Source organism: Rahnella sp. GSA61A (genome assembly GCF_019969905.1).
Taxonomy (GTDB): Bacteria; Pseudomonadota; Gammaproteobacteria; order Enterobacterales; family Enterobacteriaceae; genus Rahnella; species Rahnella aceris.
In genome coordinates, this window is the sequence record NZ_JAHXYO010000028.1 from 41623 (window position 1) to 56601 (window position 14979).

The following is a 14979-nucleotide window of genomic DNA, read 5'->3' on the forward strand; positions in this document are numbered from 1 at the left end:
AAAGCCGCTGTGTTCTGATAAAAGGAAATGAGTACGCGTTATGTCCCTCGAAAATCAACAGATGTCTGATATGTATTGCTCTCAACCTCGCCATGTTGCCATTATCATGGACGGTAACGGACGCTGGGCAAAACGTCAGGGTAAAATGAGGGTATTCGGTCATAAAGCGGGAGTGAAGTCGGTGCGCAAAGCGGTAAGTTTTGCTGCCAGTCATCACCTTGATGCACTCACGCTTTATGCCTTTAGTAGTGAAAACTGGAATCGTCCGGCCCAGGAAGTCTCCGCATTGATGGAGTTGTTCGTCCGTGCATTAGACAGTGAAGTCAAAAGCTTGCATAAACATAATGTCAGGCTTCGGGTCATTGGCGACGTCAGTCGCTTTAGTGCTCGTCTGCAGGAACGCATTCGTCGTTCAGAAACAATGACTCAAAATAACGACGGTCTTACCCTGAACATTGCCGCGAATTACGGTGGCCGATGGGATATTATTCAAGGCGTTAAGACTCTGGCGGGTCAGGTTGAAGCCGGCACGCTGCGGGCAGAACAGATTACAGAAGAATTGCTGAATTCAGCGGTCTGTATGAGCGAACTGGCACCCGTCGATTTGGTGATCAGAACCGGTGGGGAACATAGGATCAGTAACTTTTTGCTGTGGCAAATTGCCTACGCGGAGCTCTACTTTACCGATGTCCTCTGGCCTGATTTTGATGAAAATACCTTTGAAGGTGCGCTGACTGCTTTTGCACAACGCGAGCGCCGCTTCGGGGGGACTACACCTATCGGCGCCAATGCGTCCTAGGGAGAACATTTGCTGAAGTATCGCATTATCACAGCTCTGATTTTAATACCGATTGTTATTGCAGCACTCTTTTTATTACCGCCTGTCGGTTTTGCCATCGTGACGTTAGTTGTGTGCATGCTGGCAGCGTGGGAGTGGGGGCAACTGGCCGGTTTTGCAAGCCGTAATCAGCGCATCTGGCTGGCTATATTATGTGGTTTCCTGCTGGCAGCGATGATGCTGAGCATACCTGCTTACCAGCAAAGCGTGCATCTGTTGCAAGTCGGAGGCTCATTATGGGCTGCGCTTGCGTGGTGGTGTCTGGCATTGGTGCTGGTGGTTGGATATCCTGCTTCGGCAGCCTTCTGGCGCCATTCCCGTGTGCTGCGCTTAGTCTTTGGCATACTGACTATTGTGCCGTTTTTCTGGGGTATGGTCGCACTGCGCCAATACGGTTATGCAGAAAATCATCATACTGGCGCATGGTGGTTGTTATATGTGATGCTACTGGTCTGGGGGGCAGACTCCGGCGCTTACCTGTTTGGTAAATTATTTGGTAAGCATAAACTGGCGCCTAAAGTATCCCCGGGGAAAACCTGGGAAGGGTTTGCTGGCGGTCTTCTGACTTCAGCCCTCATAGCCTGGCTATTTGGCCGCTATGCACCACTTGATGTGGTACCGTCGACCTTATTGATTTGTTCCGTTGTTGCCGCGCTGGCTTCTGTGCTGGGCGACCTGACGGAAAGTATGTTCAAACGCGAGGCAGGGATCAAAGACAGTGGTCATATGATCCCTGGTCACGGCGGAATACTGGATCGTATCGACAGCCTGACGGCTGCGGTGCCTGTATTCGCCTGTCTGATGCTGTTAGTGTATTAATCCGTCTGTGACGGTGAAGTTTCCTAAGGAATAGTTAGACATATGATGAACATACTCTGGAGCCTGGCCGCCTTTATCGTCGCATTGGGGGTGCTTATCACCGTGCACGAGTTCGGCCATTTCTGGGTTGCTCGTCGTTGTGGTGTGCGTGTCGAACGTTTTTCTGTCGGTTTTGGACGCGCGCTATGGCGCCGGACTGACCGTCAGGGAACAGAGTATGTTCTGGCCATCATTCCTCTCGGAGGCTACGTTAAGATGCTCGACGAGCGCGTCGAGGCTGTAGCGCCTGAATTCCGCCACCAATCTTTCAATAACAAAAAAATCTGGCAGCGCGCTGCTATCATCAGCGCCGGGCCGATCGCCAATTTCATTTTTGCTGTTTTTGCTTACTGGCTGATCTTCGTCATCGGCGTGCCGAGCGTGCGTCCTGTCGTGGCAAATGTCACTGCAAATTCAATTGCCGCACAATCCAATATTTCACCCGGAATGGAACTAAAATCTGTTGCGGGTATCGAAACGCCTGATTGGGATTCAGTTCGTATGGCGTTAGTCGGCGAAATTGGTGATGATCAAACGACGGTTGATGTGGCGCAATTTGGCTCATCCCAGGTCGTTGAGAAAACTCTGGATTTGCGTCAATGGCAATTTGATCCTGAAAAGCAGGATCCGGTGGTGTCTCTGGGGATGATTCCCAGAGGGCCGCAGATAGAATCTGTTCTGCAGGAGGTGCAGCCAGATTCAGCCGCGCAAAAGGCGGGTTTGCAAGCCGGGGACAGGATCGTTAAAGTCGATGGTCAGATTCTGGAAAGCTGGCAGTCGTTTGTCATACAGGTACGTGACAATCCGGGTAAACCAATTGCACTGGAAGTTGAGCGGGCGGGGAATCCCGTCGCGTTAACACTGACGCCGGACACGAAGTCCGCAGGTAAAGGCAAGATACAGGGTTTTGCTGGTGTGGTACCGAAAGTGATACCGCTGCCTGATGAATATAAAACAATCCGTCAGTATGGCCCGTTTGTGGCGTTTTATGAGGCCGGGGATAAAACCTGGCAACTGATGAAACTCACAGTGAGCATGCTGGGTAAGTTAATTACCGGAGATGTGAAGCTGAACAATCTGAGTGGCCCAATATCCATCGCACAGGGCGCAGGAATGTCAGCTGAATATGGTTTGGTGTCTTACCTCACGTTTTTGGCACTCATTAGTGTCAATCTGGGGATCATCAACCTCTTCCCATTACCGGTATTAGATGGTGGACACCTGCTGTTTCTCGCAATAGAAAAGCTTAAAGGTGGGCCAGTTTCCGAGCGAGTTCAGGACTTCAGTTACCGCATTGGTTCAGTTTTGCTGGTGTTGTTGATGGGGCTTGCACTTTTCAATGATTTCTCCCGTCTTTAAGGCCGGAGATTAGGTTAGGAAGAACGCATAACAACGATGGCGATCAAAAAGTTGCTCATAGCGTCGCTGCTGTTTGGCAGCGCCACCGTATACGGTGCAGACGGTTTCGTAGTGAAAGATATTCATTTCGAAGGCCTGCAGCGAGTTGCCGTCGGTGCGGCGTTACTCAATATGCCGGTTCGCGTCGGTGATACGGTGACTGACGATGATATCAGTAATACCATTCGTGCATTGTTTGCCACTGGCAACTTCGAGGATGTTCGTGTCCTGCGCGATGGAAATTCTCTGATTGTTCAGGTCAAAGAACGTCCAACTATTGCCAGCATTACTTTCTCCGGTAACAAATCGGTGAAAGATGACATGCTGAAGCAAAACCTGGAGGCCTCTGGCGTCCGTGTTGGCGAAGCCCTTGACCGTACAACCATCGGCAGCATCGAGAAAGGTCTCGAAGACTTCTATTACAGCGTCGGTAAATACAGTGCATCGGTAAAAGCGGTTGTGACCCCTTTGCCACGTAACCGTGTTGATCTGAAGCTGGTCTTCACCGAAGGTGTTTCTGCCAAAATTCAGCAGATCAACATTGTTGGTAACCATGCCTTTACGACCGATGATCTGATTTCACGCTTCCAGCTGCGTGATGAAGTGCCATGGTGGAACGTGGTCGGTGACCGTAAATATCAGAAACAAAAACTCGCGGGTGACCTTGAAACCCTGCGTAGTTTCTATCTGGATCGCGGTTATGCCCGTTTCAACATTGATTCGACTCAGGTCAGCCTGACGCCGGACAAAAAAGGCATCTACATTACGCTGAACATCACAGAAGGTGAGCAATACAAACTTTCTGGCGTTGAAGTGACTGGCAGCATGGCGGGTCACTCAGCAGAAGTTCAAAGCCTGACTAAAATTGATAAAGGCGAGCTGTATAACGGCGCCAAAGTCACCAAAATGGAAAACGACATCAAGCAGATGCTGGGTCGTTATGGCTATGCCTATCCGCGTGTGACTACACAGCCAGAAATTAATGATGCAGACAAGACCGTCAAACTGCATATCAACGTTGATGCGGGGAACCGTTTCTATGTACGTCATATCCGTTTTGAAGGTAATGACACCAGTAAGGACAGCGTACTGCGCCGTGAAATGCGTCAGATGGAAGGTGCCTGGTTGGGCAACGATCTGGTCGATAAAGGTAAAGAGCGTCTGAACCGTCTGGGTTATTTCGAAACGGTTGATGTTGATACGCAGCGTGTTCCAGGTTCGCCTGATCAGGTTGATGTTGTCTACAAAGTGAAAGAACGTAACACCGGTAGCTTCAACTTTGGTGTGGGTTACGGTACTGAGAGTGGTGTCAGCTTCCAGGTGGGTGTCCAGCAGGATAACTGGCTGGGTACGGGTAATTCTGTTGGCATCAGCGGTACTAAAAACGATTACCAGACATATGCAGAATTCACTATCACTGACCCTTACTTCACCGTTGATGGCGTAAGTCTGGGTGGTCGTATCTTCTATAACGACTTCAAAGCTGATGATGCGGACCTGTCCAGCTATACCAACAGAAGTTATGGTATTGGCGGTAATCTTGGTTTCCCAATCAATGAAAATAACTCATTGCGCCTGGGTCTGGATTACGTACACAACGATCTGTCCAATATGGAACCACAGATCGCTATGTTCCGTTATCTGAACTCTGTTGGGCTGAAACCGCCGGTGACCACCAGTGACAATGCTGATGCTGACTTTAGTGCGAATGATTTCTTCGCCAACCTCGGCTGGGGTTATAACAATCTCGACCGTGGCTACTTCCCGACATCTGGGACGAAAGCCAGTCTGAACGGTAAAGTAACCGTTCCGGGTTCTGATAACGAATATTATAAAATTACATTTGATTCAACCAGTTATATGCCGCTAAATCAGGATCGTGACTGGGTGCTGATGGGCCGTGCGCGTGCAGGTTACGCAGACGGTCTTGGCGGTAAAGAAGTGCCGTTCTACGACAACTTCTATGCCGGTGGTTCAAGCAGTGTTCGTGGTTTCCAGTCGAACACCATTGGTCCAAAAGCGGCATACTACAAATGTACTACGGCTAACACATCTTACAGCGGCTGTCCGATTGATAACTCAAACGACGCAGTTGGCGGTAACGCAATGGCAGTATTGAGTGCTGAACTGATTGTTCCGACTCCATTTGTTAGCGAGAAATACGCTAACTCATTGCGTACTTCCCTGTTCGTGGACAGCGGTACTGTTTGGGATACAGGTTGGGAAAACACCCCGCAGACTATTGCGGCAGGCGTTCCTGATTACAGTAAACCAGGTAACATTCGTGTTTCTTCGGGTCTTGCGTTGCAGTGGATGTCTCCACTTGGACCATTGGTCTTCTCCTACGCACAACCGGTCAAGAAATATGAAGGCGATAAGGCAGAACAGTTCCAGTTTAACATTGGTAAAACCTGGTAACGTTCTGTCCGGGCAGAAGTTGTCCAGCAGAATCGCAATGGCCTGATGATAAATCTCATACACGGGTTTCGGCCCGTGTATTGTTTTCATGTCAGGTGTTTTGTGTAATTTAATGTGCCATATGGCACAACGGGTGATGGAAGGAGTTTATAGTGAAAAAGTGGTTATATGCCGCAGGCCTCGGTTTAGTTATGGCTTCTTCAGCTAGCGTTCAGGCTGCTGATAAAATTGCTATCGTTAACGTAGCAAGTATTTTCCAACAAATGCCTGCTCGTGAAGCTGTAGCAAAACAGCTGGAAAACGAGTTCAAAAGCCGTGCGACAGATTTGCAATCTCAGGAACGTGATCTGCAAACCAAAATGCAACGTCTGCAACGCGATGGCTCTACAATGAAAGCCAGCGACCGTTCTAAACTTGAAAAAGACGTAATGGCTCAGCGTGAAGCATTCTCTGCAAAAGCGCAGCAATTCGACCAGGACAACCGTCGTCGTCAGGGCGAAGAGCGCAACAAAATCCTGAGCCGTATTCAGGACGCTGTGAAAACTGTAGCAAGTAAAGAAGGTTATGACGTTGTTATCGATGCTAATGCCATTGCATATGCTGACAATAGCAAAGACATTACTGCTGATGTGCTGAAACAGGTTAAATAAACATGTCTTCAATTCGACTGGCTGATCTCGCACAGCAGTTGGATGCACAATTGCACGGTGATGGCGAAATTGCCATCACCGGCGTTGCTTCAATGCATTCCGCACACTCTGAGCAAATCACGTTTTTATCAAACAGCCGTTACCGTGAACAGTTGGCTTCCTGCAATGCAGGCGCCGTAGTGTTGACCGAAGCGGATCTGCCATTTTGCCCTACAGCGGCATTAGTGGTTAAAAACCCTTACCTGACGTATGCGCGGATGGCGCAATTGCTGGATACCACGCCAGCACCGGCAGTGGATATCGCGGCGAGTGCGGTGATTTCAGACAGTGCAACATTAGGTAAGAATGTCTCGGTTGGCGCAAATGCAGTCATCGAATCAGGCGTTGTATTGGGTGACAATGTTGTCATCGGTGCAGGCTGTTTTATCGGTAAAGAGGCAAAAATAGGCGCTGGCACACGGTTGTGGGCCAATGTTTCTATTTATCACCGCGTTGAAATCGGCGAGCAGTGCTTGATTCAGTCAGGTACTGTGATCGGCGCTGATGGTTTTGGTTATGCCAATGATCGTGGTAATTGGGTTAAAATCCCACAGTTAGGTACTGTCATTATCGGTGACCGTGTTGAAATCGGTGCCTGTACCACTATTGACCGTGGCGCACTGGATGACACTATCATTAGCAATGGCGTCATCATTGATAACCAATGTCAGATTGCACACAACGTCGTGATTGGAGACAATACGGCGGTCGCTGGCGGTGTTATTATGGCCGGTAGTCTGAAAATTGGACGCTACTGCCAGATCGGCGGAGCCAGTGTTATCAATGGTCACATGGAAATCTGTGATCAGGCCGTAGTGACGGGAATGGGAATGGTAATGCGACCAATCACTGAACCTGGGGTATACTCCTCCGGTATCCCGTTACAACCGAATAAAGTTTGGCGTAAGACGGCTGCATTGGTAATGAATATCGACGAGATGAATAAACGCCTCAAAGCTGTCGAGCGTAAAATCGAAAAAGATTAATTACCACCTACGGTGCTGCTTTGTGTTCCCTTCGTTGAGTGAACCTGCGACATACGTTCCTATTTGCGGCCTGCCTGATGACCTTCTTTTGGGGTCTGGCAGGCCGTGTTATTGATGCCATCAGTTTTTATAGACAGGAAGAGTATTTTGACTACTGACACTCATACTCTGCATATTGAAGAGATACTGGATTTACTGCCACACCGTTACCCGTTCTTGCTGGTTGATCGCGTGTTGGATTTTGAGAAAGGGAAATTTTTGCGCGCTGTGAAAAACGTTTCTTTTAACGAACCGTTCTTCCAGGGCCATTTCCCGGGTAAACCGATTTTCCCGGGCGTTTTGATTCTGGAAGCAATGGCTCAGGCCACCGGCATTCTGGCATTTAAAAGCGTTGGAAAACTGGAACCTGGCGAATTGTATTATTTTGCAGCAATCGACGATGCACGCTTTAAACGTCCGGTCCTGCCGGGTGACCAGATGGTTCTGGAAGTTGAATTCATTAAAGAGCGTCGTGGCGTTGCTCGTTTCAAAGGTGTCGCGAAAGTCGATGGCGAGATCGCTTGCGAGGCATCAATGATGTGCGCCCGCCGCCGGGAGTCTTAATACATGATTGATAAAACCGCCTTTATTCATCCAAGCGCTATTGTTGAAGACGGTGCTGTTATCGGTGCCAGAGTTCATATCGGTCCTTTCTGCTACGTGGGTTCCCAGGTAGAAATTGGTGAAGGCACCGAGCTTAAATCACACGTAGTTCTTAATGGCGTGACCAAAATTGGTCGCGATAACCGCATCTTTCAGTTCGTTTCCATTGGTGAAATTAACCAGGATCTGAAATATGCCGGTGAACCAACACGCGTTGAGGTCGGCGATCGCAACAATATTCGTGAGAGCGTTACCATTCATCGTGGTACCGTTCAGGGCGGTGGTCTGACAAAAGTGGGTAGTGATAACCTGTTGATGGTTAACGCACATATTGCCCACGATTGTGTCATTGGGAATCGCTGTATTCTGGCGAACAACGCGACCCTCGGTGGTCACGTTGAGGTTGATGATTTCGCGATCATTGGCGGCATGACGGCAGTGCATCAGTTCTGTATTATCGGTGCGCATGTGATGGTGGGTGGATGTTCCGGGGTTGCTCAGGATGTTCCTCCGTTTGTCATTGCGCAAGGTAACCATGCGACACCTTTCGGCATCAATATCGAAGGGCTTAAGCGACGTGGTTTCGAAAAAGCCGATCTGCACGCTATTCGCAATGCTTATAAGTTACTGTACCGCAGCGGTAAAACGCTGGAAGAAGCACAACCGGAAATCGCTGCTATCGCGGCTGAATTCCCGAAAGCTAAACCTTTCAGTGATTTCTTTGACCGCTCAACGCGCGGTATTATTCGCTGATCTGCGCTACGGAAAACAATGCAAAAGCCTGTTCTGACAATTGGCCTGGTGGCCGGTGAAACGTCCGGTGACATTCTTGGCGCCGGGCTGATTCGAGCCTTGAAGAAGCATCATCCTGATGCCCGTTTTGTGGGTGTCGCGGGTCCGCTGATGCAGGCGGAAGGATGCGAAGCCTGGTACGAGATGGAAGAACTGGCGGTAATGGGCGTGGTGGAAGTTCTTGAACGGCTGCCACGCTTGTTGAAAATCCGCAAAGATCTGACCCGTCGTTTTAGCGAACTGAAGCCTGATGTGTTCGTGGGCATTGATGCTCCTGACTTCAACATCACGCTTGAAGGTCGTTTGAAGCAGCGCGGTCTGCGTACTATTCACTATGTCAGCCCGTCTGTCTGGGCCTGGCGTCAAAAACGTGTTTTCAAAATCGGCAAGGCAACGGATCTGGTTTTGGCATTCCTGCCTTTCGAAAAAGCGTTTTATGACAAATTCAATGTTCCCTGTCGTTTCATTGGTCATACGATGGCCGATGCGATGCCGCTGCATCCTGATAAACAGGCTGCACGTTTGTCACTCGGTATTCCTGAAGATGTGCATTGCCTTGCTTTGCTGCCGGGAAGTCGTCACGCTGAAGTGGAAATGCTCAGCGCGGATTTTCTGAAAACAGCTTTGCAGCTACGACAGACTTATCCTGATTTACATGTCGTTGTGCCCCTGGTGAATGCCAAACGTCGCGAGCAGTTTGAACGGATCAAGGCTGAAATAGCCCCTGATCTTCCTGCGCATTTGCTCGATGGGAAAGGTCGGGAAGCGATGATCGCCAGTGATGCCGCTTTACTGGCATCGGGAACGGCAGCGCTGGAATGTATGCTGGCAAAATGCCCGATGGTTGTGGGTTATCGTATGAAGCCTTTCACTTTCTGGCTGGCGGAACGTCTGGTGAAAACGCCGTATGTTTCATTGCCAAATCTGCTGGCACGGCGGGAAATTGTCACCGAATTACTGCAAACCGAATGTGTACCTGACAAACTTTCTGCTGCGTTGCTGCCTTTATTGGCTGGTGGTGAGAAAAGCCGGGAACTGCGTGAGACGTTCCTGGAACTGCATGAAAGTATCCGCCGTGACGCAGACGAACAGGCTGCTCAGGCTGTCATGGAGCTGGCAAAGCGATGAGTGATGTATTTATCTATCCACAAGCTGTCTGTATTGCAGGCGTGGATGAAGTGGGGCGTGGTCCTTTAGTGGGGGCAGTCGTCACCGCTGCTGTGATTCTTGATCCTGCTAACCCGATTGCCGGGCTGGCAGATTCCAAGAAACTCTCTGAAAAGCGCCGTGAGGCGTTATACATCGAAATCAAAGAGAAAGCGCTGGCCTGGAGTCTCGGGCGCGCTGAACCACATGAAATTGATGAACTGAATATTTTGCATGCCACCATGCTGGCAATGCAAAGAGCCGTTGCCGGTTTGTGTATTACGCCTGATATGGTGCTGATTGACGGCAATCGCTGCCCTAAACTTCCGATGGCTTCACAGGCGATAGTGAAAGGGGACAGCAAAGTCGCTGAAATTAGCGCAGCCTCAATTTTGGCTAAAGTCACCCGCGACCGCGAAATGGTTGAACTGGATCTTCAGTTCCCTGAATATGGTTTTGCGAAGCACAAAGGCTATCCGACGCCGGTGCATCTTGAAAGTCTTGCCCGTCTTGGAGCCACTACACACCACCGTCGAAGTTTTTCACCGGTGAAACGCGCGCTCGGACTGGCATAACGCGTCATTTGTTCCTGCCCGTTTTTATTGCTAAAAAAGACGGGCACACAAACCTTTAATTCACTCATTTCTGGACTCTGGATATGGCCGAACCTCGTTTTATTCATCTGCGTGTACATAGCGACTATTCCATGGTGGATGGGCTTGCGAAGGTCGGTCCGCTGGTGAAATGCGCAGCGTCACTCGGCATGCCTGCTCTGGCGATTACCGATTTCACTAACTTGTGCGGACTGGTTAAATTTTACGGTGCGGCACATGGCGCAGGTGTAAAACCGATTATCGGTGCAGACCTGAATGTCCAAAGCGAAATTCTGGGTGATGAACTGGCCCAACTGACTGTTCTGGCGATGAATAATCAGGGTTACCAGAACCTGACATTATTGATTTCCAGAGCATATCAGCGCGGTTACGGCGCAGCCGGGCCGATCGTCGACCTCGAATGGCTGGCAGAACTCAATGAAGGTTTGATCCTGCTTTCCGGCGCGAGAATGGGTGATGTCGGTAAGTTTCTGACCCGCGGAAATGATTTGCAAGTCAGTCAGTGCCTGGATTTCTACCAGCAGTATTTCCCTGATCGCTATTATCTCGAATTGATCCGTACCGGTCGGGCAGAAGAAGAAAACTATCTGCATGCGGCGGTCGCACTGGCGACAGAACGCGGTTTGCCGGTGGTGGCAACCAACGACGTGCGCTTTATGGTGCCGGCCGACTTTGATGCCCATGAGATTCGTGTTGCGATCCACGATGGCTTTACACTGGATGATCCTAAACGTCCGCGCAATTACACTTCACAGCAATATATGCGCAGTGAAGATGAAATGTGCGAGCTGTTCGAGGATTTGCCTGAAGCTCTGCAAAACAGCGTGGAAATCGCCAAACGCTGTAATGTCACCATCCGTCTGGGCGAATATTTTCTACCGCAGTTCCCTACCGGTGACATGACCACTGAAGATTTTCTGGTCGAAAAATCAAAAATCGGGCTGGAAGAGCGCCTTGAGTTTTTATTCCCGGATCCGGAAGTTCGTGCACAAAGACGCCCTGAATATGACGAGCGTCTGGACATCGAACTTAAAGTTATCAACCAGATGGGTTTCCCCGGTTACTTCCTGATCGTAATGGAATTCATCCAGTGGTCGAAAGATAACAGCGTGCCTGTCGGGCCGGGGCGTGGTTCCGGTGCGGGTTCTCTGGTGGCGTATGCCCTGAAAATCACCGATCTGGATCCGCTCGAGTTTGACCTGCTGTTCGAACGTTTCCTTAACCCTGAACGTGTTTCCATGCCCGACTTTGACGTCGACTTCTGCATGGAAAAACGCGACCGGGTTATCGATCACGTTTCAGAAATGTATGGCCGCGAAGCGGTCTCGCAGATCATCACCTTCGGTACCATGGCGGCCAAAGCGGTGATCCGCGATGTGGGGCGTGTTCTGGGCCATCCTTACGGTTTCGTTGACCGCATTTCCAAACTGGTGCCTCCTGATCCGGGGATGACGCTTGAAAAAGCATTTGCCGCTGAGCCGCAGTTGCCAGAGATTTACGAGGCTGACGAAGAAGTTAAGTCGCTGATCGATATGGCGCGTCAGCTGGAAGGTGTAACCCGTAATGCCGGTAAACATGCCGGTGGTGTGGTGATTGCGCCGACCAAAATCACTGATTTCGCGCCGCTTTATTGTGACGCAGAAGGTAATCACCCGGTCACGCAGTTCGATAAAAATGACGTGGAATACGCGGGTCTGGTGAAGTTCGACTTCCTCGGTCTGCGTACGCTGACCATCATCGATTGGGCGCTGGAGATGATCAACGCCCGCCGCGCGAAAGCCGGTGAGGCACCGCTGGATATTGCGGCCATCCCGCTGGATGATAAAAAAAGCTTCGACATGCTGCAACGCTCGGAAACCACGGCGGTATTCCAGCTTGAATCCCGCGGCATGAAAGATTTGATCAAACGTCTGAAGCCCGACAGCTTCGAAGATATGATCGCACTGGTCGCGCTGTTCCGCCCTGGGCCATTGCAGTCCGGCATGGTGGATAACTTTATTGACCGTAAACATGGTCGTGAAGAGATTTCTTATCCGGATATCCAGTGGCAGCATGAATCCCTGAAACCTGTGCTGGAGCCGACATACGGCATCATCCTGTATCAGGAACAGGTTATGCAGATTGCGCAGGTTCTGGCCGGTTACTCGCTGGGTGGTGCAGACATGCTCCGCCGTGCAATGGGTAAGAAAAACCCGGTGGAGATGGCCAAGCAGCGCGGTGGTTTTGAAGAGGGGGCCAAATCTCGGGGTATTGACGGCGAACTGGCGATTAAAATCTTTGACCTGGTAGAGAAATTTGCCGGTTACGGTTTTAACAAATCTCACTCGGCGGCTTACGCTTTGGTCTCGTATCAGACGCTGTGGCTGAAAGCGCACTATCCTGCGGAGTTCATGGCGGCGGTAATGACGGCTGATATGGATAATACCGAGAAAGTGGTCGGGCTGGTGGATGAATGCTGGCGTATGGGGCTGAAGATTTTACCGCCTGATATCAACAGCGGTCTGTATCATTTCCACGTGAATGATGAAGGCGAAATTGTTTACGGCATCGGCGCGATTAAAGGCGTGGGTGAAGGTCCGATTGAAGCCATTATTGAAGCGCGTAACGAAGGCGGCTATTTCAAAGAACTGTTTGATCTCTGCGCGCGTGCTGACGTCAAAAAACTGAACAAACGTATTCTCGAGAAGCTGATCATGTCCGGGGCGTTTGACCGCCTGGGACCACACCGTGCCGCGTTGATGAGTTCCCTAAGCGACGCATTGAAAGCCGCTGATCAACATGCCAAAGCCGAGGCGATTGGTCAGGTTGATATGTTTGGTGTGCTTGCAGAAGCACCTGAGCAGGTTGAGAAATCTTACGCGAATGTGATGCCATGGCCGGAACAAACTGTTCTGGATGGCGAACGTGAGACGCTCGGCTTGTATCTGACCGGCCATCCGATCACACAATATTTGAAAGAAATTGAACGTTATGGCGGCGGCCAGCGTTTAAAAGATATGCATCCGACGGAACGGGGCAAAATGACCGTCGCAGTGGGGCTGGTCCTCGCTGCGCGTGTCATGGTCACCAAGCGGGGTAACCGCATTGGGATCTGTACACTTGATGACCGTTCCGGTCGTCTGGAAGTGATGTTGTTCACCGAAGCGTTGGAAAAATTCCAGCATTTATTGGAAAAAGACCGTATCCTTATCGCCACAGGACAGGTCAGCTTTGATGACTTCAGTGGCGGGCTTAAAATGATGGCCCGCGATGTAATGGACATCAGTGAAGCACGGGAAAAATATGCTCGCGGTCTTGCTATCTCGCTGACTGACAGGCAAATTGATGACCAGCTTTTGAACCGTCTCCGCCAATCGTTGGAACCACATCGATCGGGGACGATACCAGTGCATCTGTATTACCAACGAGAAAACGCAAGAGCCCGGCTACGATTCGGGGCGTCATGGCGTGTTACGCCAACGGACAAACTGTTGCTGGATTTGCGAGGCCTGGTCGGTACTGAGCAGGTGGAACTGGAATTTGACTAAAATAGGAATGCTATGAGTCTGAATTTTCTTGATTTTGAACAGCCGATTGCGGAACTGGAAGCGAAAATTGACTCGCTGACTGCAGTCAGCCGTCAAGACGAAAAATTAGATATTAATCTGGACGAAGAAGTTGCACGCTTGCGCGAGAAAAGCGTTGAACTGACCCGTAAGATTTTCTCTGATCTGGGTGCCTGGCAAATTGCCCAACTGGCACGCCATCCTCGTCGTCCTTATACGCTTGATTACATCAAACATATCTTTACCGATTTTGATGAACTGGCGGGTGATCGTGCATTCGCAGACGATAAAGCTATCGTTGGCGGTATTGCTCGTTTGGGCGAACGTGCCGTGATGATCATTGGTCATCAGAAAGGCCGTGAAACGAAAGAGAAAATTCGTCGTAACTTCGGCATGCCCGCCCCGGAAGGGTATCGCAAAGCGCTACGTCTGATGGAAATGGCTGAGCGTTTCAAACTGCCAATCATCACCTTCATCGACACACCGGGCGCTTATCCGGGCGTGGGCGCTGAAGAACGTGGTCAGTCTGAAGCGATCGCCCGTAACCTGCGCGAAATGTCCCGTCTGAATGTCCCGGTTATCTGCACCGTTATCGGTGAAGGTGGTTCAGGTGGTGCACTGGCGATTGGTGTGGGTGATAAAGTTAATATGCTGCAATACAGCACCTATTCGGTTATTTCGCCGGAAGGTTGTGCATCAATTCTGTGGAAGAGTGCGGATAAAGCCCCTCTGGCCGCGGAAGCGATGGGCATCATTGCACCGCGTCTGAAAGAGCTGAAACTGATCGACTCTGTGATCCCTGAGCCTTTGGGTGGCGCTCACCGTAACGTAGAAGCGATGGCTGCTTCTCTGCGTGCACAACTTGAAGCTGATCTGAGCGATCTGGATGTGCTGAGTACGGAAGAGCTGCGTAACCGTCGTTATCAGCGTCTGATGACTTACGGCTACTGCTGATCCTGAACGTGATTTTCGAAAGGCCACGCATTGCGTGGCCTTTTTTATTGTCCGTTTTCATCTATCCATCTTTCCAGCATTCTTAAATTTCCCCATTTC

At 50.3% G+C, this 14979-nt stretch carries 12 protein-coding genes; all 12 read left to right on the forward strand.

The features are described 5' to 3' along the window. The first annotated feature begins 40 nt into the window (after positions 1-40). Positions 41-799 (forward strand): (2E,6E)-farnesyl-diphosphate-specific ditrans,polycis-undecaprenyl-diphosphate synthase, encoded by a 759-nt coding sequence (gene ispU, locus LC431_RS23890; protein WP_013574198.1) that lies wholly within the window; start codon positions 41-43, stop codon positions 797-799. 9 nt (positions 800-808) lie between these two features. Then, entirely contained in the window at positions 809-1657 is an 849-nt protein-coding gene (gene cdsA / locus LC431_RS23895; RefSeq protein ID WP_013574199.1) for a phosphatidate cytidylyltransferase, read from the forward strand. Positions 1658-1699: 42 nt separating this feature from the next. Next, the gene (gene rseP / locus LC431_RS23900; RefSeq protein WP_013574200.1) at positions 1700-3055 is read left to right on the forward strand and encodes a sigma E protease regulator RseP; all 1356 of its coding nucleotides are present in this window, start codon (positions 1700-1702) and stop codon (positions 3053-3055) included. 36 nt (positions 3056-3091) lie between these two features. Continuing rightward, on the forward strand, positions 3092-5512 hold the full coding sequence (gene bamA, locus LC431_RS23905; RefSeq protein WP_013574201.1) for an outer membrane protein assembly factor BamA: 2421 nt from the start codon (positions 3092-3094) through the stop codon (positions 5510-5512). 152 nt (positions 5513-5664) lie between these two features. Next, complete coding sequence (gene skp / locus LC431_RS23910; protein ID WP_013574202.1) at positions 5665-6162, forward strand: molecular chaperone Skp; 498 nt, start codon at positions 5665-5667, stop codon at positions 6160-6162. 2 nt (positions 6163-6164) lie between these two features. Continuing rightward, on the forward strand, positions 6165-7187 hold the full coding sequence (lpxD, locus tag LC431_RS23915; RefSeq protein ID WP_013574203.1) for a UDP-3-O-(3-hydroxymyristoyl)glucosamine N-acyltransferase: 1023 nt from the start codon (positions 6165-6167) through the stop codon (positions 7185-7187). Between the two features lie 114 nt (positions 7188-7301). Next, on the forward strand, positions 7302-7790 hold the full coding sequence (fabZ, locus tag LC431_RS23920) for a 3-hydroxyacyl-ACP dehydratase FabZ (RefSeq protein ID WP_086935265.1): 489 nt from the start codon (positions 7302-7304) through the stop codon (positions 7788-7790). A 3-nt stretch (positions 7791-7793) separates the two neighbouring features. After that, positions 7794-8582, forward strand: a complete 789-nt coding sequence (gene lpxA, locus LC431_RS23925) for an acyl-ACP--UDP-N-acetylglucosamine O-acyltransferase (protein WP_013574205.1) — start codon at positions 7794-7796, stop codon at positions 8580-8582. An 18-nt stretch (positions 8583-8600) separates the two neighbouring features. Beyond that, a complete protein-coding gene (gene lpxB, locus LC431_RS23930; RefSeq protein ID WP_037035142.1) occupies positions 8601-9749 on the forward strand; it encodes a lipid-A-disaccharide synthase in 1149 nt (382 codons plus the stop codon). Further along, positions 9746-10342 (forward strand): ribonuclease HII, encoded by a 597-nt coding sequence (gene rnhB, locus LC431_RS23935; protein WP_037035141.1) that lies wholly within the window; start codon positions 9746-9748, stop codon positions 10340-10342. The genes lpxB and rnhB overlap by 4 nt, the downstream gene beginning before the upstream one ends. 83 nt (positions 10343-10425) lie before the next feature. After that, positions 10426-13908 (forward strand): DNA polymerase III subunit alpha, encoded by a 3483-nt coding sequence (gene dnaE, locus LC431_RS23940; RefSeq protein ID WP_153376606.1) that lies wholly within the window; start codon positions 10426-10428, stop codon positions 13906-13908. Between the two features lie 12 nt (positions 13909-13920). Then, positions 13921-14880 (forward strand): acetyl-CoA carboxylase carboxyl transferase subunit alpha, encoded by a 960-nt coding sequence (gene accA / locus LC431_RS23945; RefSeq protein ID WP_013574209.1) that lies wholly within the window; start codon positions 13921-13923, stop codon positions 14878-14880. The last annotated feature ends 99 nt before the right edge of the window (positions 14881-14979 follow it).

Excerpts from the sequence above, each read along its gene's own strand:
- ispU (WP_013574198.1), top strand. The coding sequence starts at position 41 with ATGTCCCTCGAAAATCAACAGATGTCTGATATGTATTGCTCTCAACCT.
- rseP (WP_013574200.1), top strand. The coding sequence starts at position 1,700 with ATGATGAACATACTCTGGAGCCTGGCCGCCTTTATCGTCGCATTGGGG.
- bamA (WP_013574201.1), top strand. The coding sequence starts at position 3,092 with ATGGCGATCAAAAAGTTGCTCATAGCGTCGCTGCTGTTTGGCAGCGCC.
- lpxD (WP_013574203.1), top strand. The coding sequence starts at position 6,165 with ATGTCTTCAATTCGACTGGCTGATCTCGCACAGCAGTTGGATGCACAA.
- fabZ (WP_086935265.1), top strand. The coding sequence starts at position 7,302 with ATGCCATCAGTTTTTATAGACAGGAAGAGTATTTTGACTACTGACACT.
- lpxA (WP_013574205.1), top strand. The coding sequence starts at position 7,794 with ATGATTGATAAAACCGCCTTTATTCATCCAAGCGCTATTGTTGAAGAC.
- lpxB (WP_037035142.1), top strand. The coding sequence starts at position 8,601 with ATGCAAAAGCCTGTTCTGACAATTGGCCTGGTGGCCGGTGAAACGTCC.
- rnhB (WP_037035141.1), top strand. The coding sequence starts at position 9,746 with ATGAGTGATGTATTTATCTATCCACAAGCTGTCTGTATTGCAGGCGTG.
- dnaE (WP_153376606.1), top strand. The coding sequence starts at position 10,426 with ATGGCCGAACCTCGTTTTATTCATCTGCGTGTACATAGCGACTATTCC.
- accA (WP_013574209.1), top strand. The coding sequence starts at position 13,921 with ATGAGTCTGAATTTTCTTGATTTTGAACAGCCGATTGCGGAACTGGAA.